Here is a 7,696-nt window from a genome sequence, read left to right as displayed (position 1 = left end):
GCCGCCACGCTGGGCGCGGCGCTCGGCGTGGCGCTGGGCTCGTCGGCGAAGGTGGCGCCGGCCGGACCGGCCAGCGCGAGGGCGACACCGGCCGACAGCAGCGACAGACGCACGGCGCGGCGCAGCGTACGGGTACCTGACATGGGAGAACCTCCGTGGTGGTGCGCCCCGGTCCGACGGGCCGGGGTCGGCTGCGCCCACCGTAGGAAGCCCACCGCGCGGCCGGCCGCCGGGCGGGTAACACCCGGCGGCCGACTCTGTAACAGTCCCCGTCGGTCCCCGTGTAACAGCCGCCGGCGCTGCCGTCAGCCCTTCCTCTTCGGCACCTCGGGGACCGCGAGCAGCGGCAGCCGCAGCGCGGCGAACGCCGTCGCCGGCACCGCCGCACGCGCCGGCGGCACGGCCGCCACCCGCCGGTACGCCTCGCCCTGGGCCGGGCGCGGGTCGCTCTCGCCCTTGTTGGGCCACATCGACATGGCCCGCTCGGCCTGCGCGGTGATCGTCAGCGAGGGGTTGACGCCGAGGTTGGCGGAGATGGTGGAGCCGTCCACCACGCTGATCCCCGGGTAGCCGTAGAGCCGCTGGTAGGGGTCGACCACACCGTGCTCGGCGCTGTCGCCGATCGGGCAGCCGCCGATGAAGTGCGCGGTCAGCGGGATGTCGAAGACCTCGCCGACGGTGCTGCCGGCGAACCCGTTGATCTCGGCGGCCAGCGCCTGGGCGGCCTGCTCGGCGGCCGGGATCCAGGTCGGGTTCGGCGCGCCGTGCCCCTGCCGGGAGGTCAGCGAGCCCTTGCCGAGCCCCTTGCGCTTGAGCGAGACGGTGATCGAGTTGTCCAGCGACTGCATCACCAGGCCGATGATGGTCCGCTCCGACCACTTGCGGTTGCTCAGCGAGCGGGCGAAGACGGTGGGGTGCTTGAGGGCGGTGGCGCCGGCCCGCAGCCAGCGCGGTCCGCGCCCGCCGCCGGGGACCTGCATGATCGACAGGAAGCCCATCGCGTTGGAGCCCCGCCCGTAGCGGACCGGCTCGATGTGGGTGTTCTCGTCCGGGTGGATCGAGGAGGTGATCGCCACCCCCTTGGTGAAGTCCACCGGGCCGCCGTAGCGCCGCGGTGTGGTCTGCGCGCCCACCAGCGCCTCGGAGTTGGTGCGGGTCAGCTCGCCCAGCCGGGCCGAGATCCGCGGCAGCCGGCCCTCGTCGCGCATCGTGTGCAGCAGCGTCTGGGTGCCGTAGGTGCCGGCCGCGACCACCACCCTGGCCGCCGTCAGGGTGCGCGCGCCGGCCCGCCGGGCCGCACCGCCGCGGGCGTTGGTGCGGCGCACGTCCACCGCGTAACCCGGGTTGCCCTCGGCGTCGGCGCACTCGCGGATCCGGGCCACCGTGGTGAGCGGGTGGATCTCGGCGCCGCCCGCCTCGGCCAGGTAGAGGTAGTTCTCGGTCAGGGTGTTCTTGGCGCCGTGCCGGCAGCCCGTCATGCACTCGCCGCACTCGGTGCAGGCCCGCCGGGCCGGGCCGGCACCGCCGAAGTACGGGTCCTCGACCTGGTCGCCGGGGGCCGCCTTGGCCGTCCCCTCGGCGTCCTTGCCGTCGCCGAAGAAGACCCCGACCGGCGCGAGGTGGAAGGTGTCGCCCACGCCCATCGCCTCGGCGGCGTCCTTGAGGTGGACGTCCGAGGGGGTGGTGGTGGGGTTGGTCCGCACGCCCAGCATCCGCTGCGCCTGGTCGTAGAAGGGGGCCAACTCCTCCTGCCAGTCGGTGATGTGCTGCCACTGGCGGTCCTCGAAGAACGCCTTGGGCGGCACGTACAGGGTGTTGGCGTAGTTGAGCGAGCCACCGCCGACCCCGGCGCCGCCGAGCACCACCACGTTGGCCAGCAGGTGGATCCGCTGGATGCCGTAGAGCCCCAGGCCCGGCGCCCACAGGTAGTTCCGCACGTCCCAGGAGTTCTTCGGCAGTTCCTCGCGGGTGAAGCGCCGGCCGGCCTCCAGCACCGCCACCCGGTAGCCCTTCTCGGTCAGCCGCAGGGCCGAGACCGACCCGCCGAAGCCCGAACCGACCACGATCACGTCGTAGTCGAAGCCGTCCGCCGCTGCCCCTGCCGCATCCCCTGCCGCTGCCATCTGCCCCTGCTCCTCGCTCACTTGAGACCCACCGCCTTCAGCGCGCGCAGGCCCCGGGTGAGCAGGGCGGCGAACTTCTCGTCGTCCAGCCCCAGCGCCGGCGCGATCGGCAGCAGCCGCTGGGTGGCGATGGTCTGCGCCTCGGTGAAGCGCAGGATGCCCTCGGCGCCGTGCCGGCGACCGAGTCCGGACTGGCCCATGCCGCCCATCGGCGAGGCGACCGAGCCGTAGGCCGCCGCGTAGGCCTCGTTGACGTTGACGGTGCCGGTGCGCAGCCGGGCCGCCAGCGCCCGGCCGCGCCGGGCGTCGCGCGTCCAGATGCTCGAATTGAGCCCGTACGGCGTGGAGTTGGCCGCAGCCACGGCCTCCTCCTCGGTGTCGAAGCGGTAGACGGAGACCACCGGACCGAAGGTCTCCTCGGTGCAGACCGCCATGTCGGGGGTGACGCCGTCCAGCACGGTCGGCTCGTAGAAGAGCGGGCCGAGGTCGGGGCGGGCCCGCCCGCCGGCCAGCACGGTGGCACCGGCCTTGACGGCCTCGTCCACGTGCCGGGTGACGTTCTCCAGCTGGCGCTCGGAGACCAGCGAGCCCATGTCGGCGCCGTAGCCCAGCGAGCCGCCCAGGCGCAGCGCCGAGGTCCGCTCGGCGAAGGCGGTCAGGAACGCGTCGGCCACCGAGCGGTGCACGAAGATCCGCTCGATCGAGATGCACAGCTGGCCCGCGGAGGAGAAGCAGGCCCGCACCGCGCCCTCGGCGGCCTTGTGCAGGTCCGCGTCCGCGAGCACCAGCAGGGCGTTCTTGCCACCGAGCTCCAGCGAGGCGCCGACCAGCCGGGCGGCGGCCCGCTGGGCCACGTCGCGCCCGGTGCGGGTGGAGCCGGTGAACGAGACGTAGTCCGCGTGCTCGACCACCAGCGGGCCCACCACCGGGCCCTCGCCGAGCACGATCTGCCACAGGTCGGCCGGCAGGCCGGCCTCGATCAGCAGCTCGCGGGCCCACAGCGCGGTGAGCGCGGTCTGCGTGTCGGGCTTGTTGACCACCGCGTTGCCCGCCACGAACGCCGGCAGCGCGTCGCTGACCGAGAGCTCCAGGGGGTAGTTCCACGGGGAGATCTGGCCGATCACGCCCTTGGGGCGGCGACCCTCCACCGTGTGGGTGAGCAGCGGCAGCGCGCCACCGCGGCGGCGGTCGCGCAGGTAGCCGCCGGCACCGCGGCCGTAGTGCCGGGCGGCCAGGGCCGCGCCCATGACCTCCTCGAAGGCGTGCAGCCGGGCCTTGCCGGTCTCCGCCTGGATCAGGTCGAGCACCTCGTCCTGGCGCCGGAGCAGCAGGTCGTGGAAGCGCAGCAGCACCGCCGCCCGGCGGCCGATCGGCAGCGCGGCCCACTCCCGCTGGGCCGCCCGGGCACGCTCGAAGGCGTCGCGGACGTCCTCGGCGGAGGACTGCGGCAGGGTGGCGAGACGCTCGCCGGTCAGCGGCGCGACGGTGTCGACGCCGGGCGCGTCGTCCGCGGCCGCGACCTGGCGGGCCAGTCGGGCGATCAGGGACTGGGGAACCGCCGAGGCGACCGTACGGCCGGCGCCCGGGGCCACGGGGTTGCGGGCGGTGCCGCGGCTGTCTGCCGAGATGTCCGTCATGGGCGCAGCCTAGGCGCTCGCGGGCCACTCCGGTACCCGTGGGTAACTACAAAAGGCGCACGGTTCGACGCCGCCCGGCCACCGTCAGTTGGTGGCGCTGAAGTAGTTGAGCAGGATGGTGAAGCGCTGCTCGGTGAGGGTCTTGTCGACCTCGCCCGCGGGACCGGAGACCAGCATGGAGTAGGACGTGCCGTCCGCGTCCATGTACTCCTCCTCGATCGCCCAGCGCGGTCCGGCGTTGCTGCCGGCGACGTTGGTGTAGCTGAACACCCAGCGGGCCGCCTCCAGGCCGTGCACCTTGGCCTGGCTCAGGCTCTCGGTGCGGTAGTCCTTCTGCCCCTTCGCCAGCTGGCCCGCCATCTCGGTCAGGTGCTGCAGCGGGGACAGCGGCTGGCCGACCGCCACCGCGAACTGGATCAGGTGCCGCTGGCCGTCCGGGCTGTAGTAGACGTTGCCGGTGGGGTTGGTGGTGCGCGTCCAGGTGCCGCCGTCGACCGGCAGCGGGAAGCGGAAGCCCAGCTCGTCGCTCTGCCAGCGGTAGCCGCTCGGCGGGGGGCCCGCGGTCACCGGGGCGCCGGTCGGCTCGTCGGTCAGCGGCGCGCCGGGGGTGCTCGCCGAGGAGCCCGGATCGGCCACCGCGTGGTCGCCGGCCCCGCCGAAGCGGACCACCGCGAAGGCCACCGCGCCGCTCAGCTCGGGCGCCAGCAGCCCGTCCAGCGCGACCCGCAGGCCGCTGCGACGCCGGCGGGCGGCCGCGGTCGGACCGACCGGGGCCGGGGAGTGGGCCGGGGAGTGCGCGGGTGCGTGGGAGCGGGCCGGGGCCTGGGCGTGGGGCCGGGTCGGCGCGTGGGCGTCGGCCCGGGTCCGGGTGTGCGCCGGTGAGCCGGCCGTGACCTGCTCACCGTCCGCCCCGCCCGCCCCGGTGGGCGCCGTCGCCTCGCGCTGCGGCACCTCGGCGGCCACCGGCGCGTCCGCCGCCTCGGCCGGCCGGCGGTCCACCACCGGCACCAGCTGGGTCGGCACCCGCTGCTCGACGCGCGGCAGCGGGGCGATCCCCAGCGTGTGCCCGGAGGTCACCTCGCGCAGCATCCGCTGCGCCTCGTCGGCGCTCGGCCGGTCGGCCGCGTCCTTCTCCAGCAGCGCGGCCAGCACCGGGCCCAGCGGGCCGGCCTTGGGCGAGGGCGGCAGCGGGTCGGCGACCACCGCGGCCAGCGTGTTCAGCGGGGAGTCGCGGCGGAAGGGGGACTGCCCCTCGACGGCCGCGAAGAGCGTGGCGCCCAGGCCCCACAGGTCGGAGGCCGGACCGGGCCGCTCGCCGTGCGCGCGCTCGGGCGCCAGGTAGTCGGGCGAGCCGACCAGGTCACCGGGGCGGGTCAGCTCGGAGCCGCCCTCGAACTTGGCGATCCCGAAGTCCAGCAGCACGGCCCGCCCGGTGCCGTGCTCCAGCAGCACGTTGGCCGGCTTGACGTCCCGGTGCAGTACGCCGAGCTGGTGGCCGCGGTGCAGCGCGGCCAGCACCTGGGCGCCGACCTCGGCCGCCTCGCGCGGGGCGAGCGTGCCGTCCTGGGCGATCACGTCGGCCAGCGAGCGGCCGTCTATCAGCTCCATGACGATCCACGGGCGGCCGTCCTGCTCCAGCACGTCGTGGATGGTGATCACACCGGGGTGCTTGATCCGGGCCGCGGCCCGGGCCTCCTGCTTCATCCGGGACTGGAGGATGGCCAGGTCCTCCTCCGGCAGGTGGTTGACCGTCAGCTCCTTGACCGCCACCTCGCGGTCCAGCATCAGGTCACGGGCCCGCCAGACGGTGCCCATGCCGCCGCGGCCGAGCCGGTCCCCGAGCTCGTAACGCTCCGCCAGCATGCGTCTGGCCGGTGTGCCGTTACCGGGCGCGTGATCGGTGCGCTGCGGCGGTACGACCGGCTCGGCCGTGGCCTCGGCCTGCTCCTGTCCACCCATGGCGACCGCTCCCCCTCTTCGGTGCACCACACAACTGATCACCGCTCGGACAATGTTCCGTGCCACAGCCTAGGCGCCCCTGGCAAGCACCGACATCGCGACCCGGCCACGTGACCCTGCTGTGACGTCCCGCCCTTCGGCCGGGCGGGCCGTCAGCGCACGAGCCGTCAGCCCGCGAGCAGCACGACCGCCGCCATCGCGAGCACCATCGCCCCCAGGACACCGCCCACCAGCAGCACCGGGAGCAGCGTCGCGCGCCGGCCGCCCCCGCGGGTCCGGGCGTGCCGGGCGTGCTCCGTGACCGGCGCCGCCCGCTCCCCGCGCGGGCGCCGCACCAGCGGCCAGGAGGGCCGCAGCACCGGCAGCACCGCCGGTTCCGCGGGCGCGGCGCGGTACGGCTCGGGGACGCCGACCAGCAGGCCGCCGAGCCACCCGCGGGCCTCGGCCGCGGTCGGCCGGTCGGCGGGCGCCGGCGCCAGCAGCCGCTCCACCAGCGGGCGCAGCACTCCGCAGCCCTCGGCGCCGGTGCGGCGGGCGGCCCGCACGGCGGCGAAGAGCGCGATCGGACTCTGCTCGGGGAAGGGGCCCTGACCGGTCAGCATCCGCTGCAGCAGCACCCCCAGCGCCCAGCTGTCCCCCGCCGGGCCGAAGGCCGGGGCCGGGCGGGCGCCCGCGCCGCCGCCCTCCCCCGCCTCGGCCAGCAGCTCGGGCGGCCAGCGCTCGGCGCAGGCACCCACCAGTCCGGCCCGCGCCTGGGCCCAGCGCCGCCCGTCCGCGCCACCCAGCACCCGTGCCAGTGCCTCCTCGGCCGCGCCGATCGCCTGACCGCCGAGCAGCGCCGCGCCGTCCTCACCGAGCGTCACCTGCCGGGCGACGAGGTTGCCGTGCGCCCGCCCGCCGGCGTGCACGGCCTGCAGCGCCCGGGCCAGGTCGGCGGCCACCTCCGCCGCCCGGTACGGCGGCAGCGGGCCGTCCGCCAGCAGCGCCGGCAGCGCGGAGTCGGTCGGTTCCTCCTCGACCACCCAGATCAGGCCCGCCTCGGCGGCGACGTCGAAGGACTGCCGCAGCCGGGCGTGCGGCGGGCTGTCGGCGATCACCGTGGCGACCTCGGCCAGCACCCCGGCCGGATCCAGCCAGCGGCTGCTCTCGAAGTCGGCGCTGCCGGCGAGTTCGGGCACCAGCAGTTCCGGCAGCTCCAGCGCCTCCAGCTGCACCCGGGTGCCGGTGCGCCCGTCCACCGCGAGGCGGCGGGTGCCGAGCGGATCGGCCGGCTCCGGGCGGTCCGTCACCAGGTACCGACCGGCCACCGTCTGGCCAGGGCCAGCTCGCATGGCCGTCCCCTCTCGCTCAGGACGCCGGCTGGAAGGTGTCGAAGCCGGTCTGCCGGGCCGTGCTGATGGTGGCCGAGTCCCAGTCTGCGGCGTTCGCCGTCCAATAGAGGGCATAACCGTACTTGCCGGTGACGAATCCCCTGTTGAGCGAGCGCTTGCGGGTGTCGGCGCCGAAGGTCCACTCCCAGTCGGCGGCGTTGCTCCACTGCCGGTAGCTGATCTGCTGGAGCTGGATCCGCTGGTAGTTGGTCAGCGTGGGGGCGACCGACTGCTCCTCGGTGCGCCAGGCACCGACCGCGCTCGGCCCGGGCTCCGTGGTCCAGTCCACCTGCAGGTTCAGGCCGTTGCCGCTGAAGACGTGGCTGCCGGTCTTGGAGGCCTGGCTGTCGTAGGCCAGCCACTGCGGGAGCACGATGGAGAAGCCGGACGAGTCCTTGTACAGCTGGTAGCCCTCCGGCACGGGGGCACCGGAGGGGCTGGCGGCGGGCGGGCTCGCGGCCGACCCGGGCCCGCCGCTCGGCGTGCCGGCGGCGGGGGCCGGGGAGCCCGCGCCGGGCGAGGCGGCCGTCGAGGCGGTGGACGAGCCACCGGACGTACCGCCGGCGGACGCACCGGCACCGCCCGGTGCGGCGGGGGGCGAGGCGGC

At 75.5% G+C, this 7,696-nt stretch carries 4 protein-coding genes and 1 pseudogene; all 5 read right to left on the bottom strand.

Annotated elements, in window-relative coordinates:
* Positions 1-305 precede the first annotated feature (305 nt).
* Positions 306-2,123: a GMC oxidoreductase gene (locus ABD323_RS38085; protein ID WP_344446684.1), complete on the bottom strand. Its 1,818-nt coding sequence runs from the start codon at positions 2,121-2,123 to the stop codon at positions 306-308.
* Between the two features lie 17 nt (positions 2,124-2,140).
* Positions 2,141-3,760, bottom strand: a complete 1,620-nt coding sequence (locus tag ABD323_RS38080; protein WP_344446683.1) for a succinic semialdehyde dehydrogenase — start codon at positions 3,758-3,760, stop codon at positions 2,141-2,143.
* 84 nt (positions 3,761-3,844) lie between these two features.
* Positions 3,845-5,719 (bottom strand): serine/threonine-protein kinase, encoded by a 1,875-nt coding sequence (locus tag ABD323_RS38075; RefSeq protein ID WP_344446682.1) that lies wholly within the window; start codon positions 5,717-5,719, stop codon positions 3,845-3,847.
* A gap of 167 nt (positions 5,720-5,886) precedes the next feature.
* Positions 5,887-7,050, bottom strand: a complete 1,164-nt coding sequence (locus ABD323_RS38070) for a protein kinase family protein (protein WP_344446681.1) — start codon at positions 7,048-7,050, stop codon at positions 5,887-5,889.
* A gap of 16 nt (positions 7,051-7,066) precedes the next feature.
* Positions 7,067-7,696, bottom strand: a pseudogene (locus ABD323_RS38065) (hypothetical protein); the annotation flags it as partial.

The organism is Kitasatospora nipponensis, assembly GCF_039528135.1.
Taxonomy (GTDB): domain Bacteria; phylum Actinomycetota; class Actinomycetes; order Streptomycetales; family Streptomycetaceae; genus Kitasatospora; species Kitasatospora nipponensis.
The sequence above is the reverse complement of the archived record's forward strand: the minus strand, read 5'-3'. Positions and strand labels throughout refer to the sequence as shown.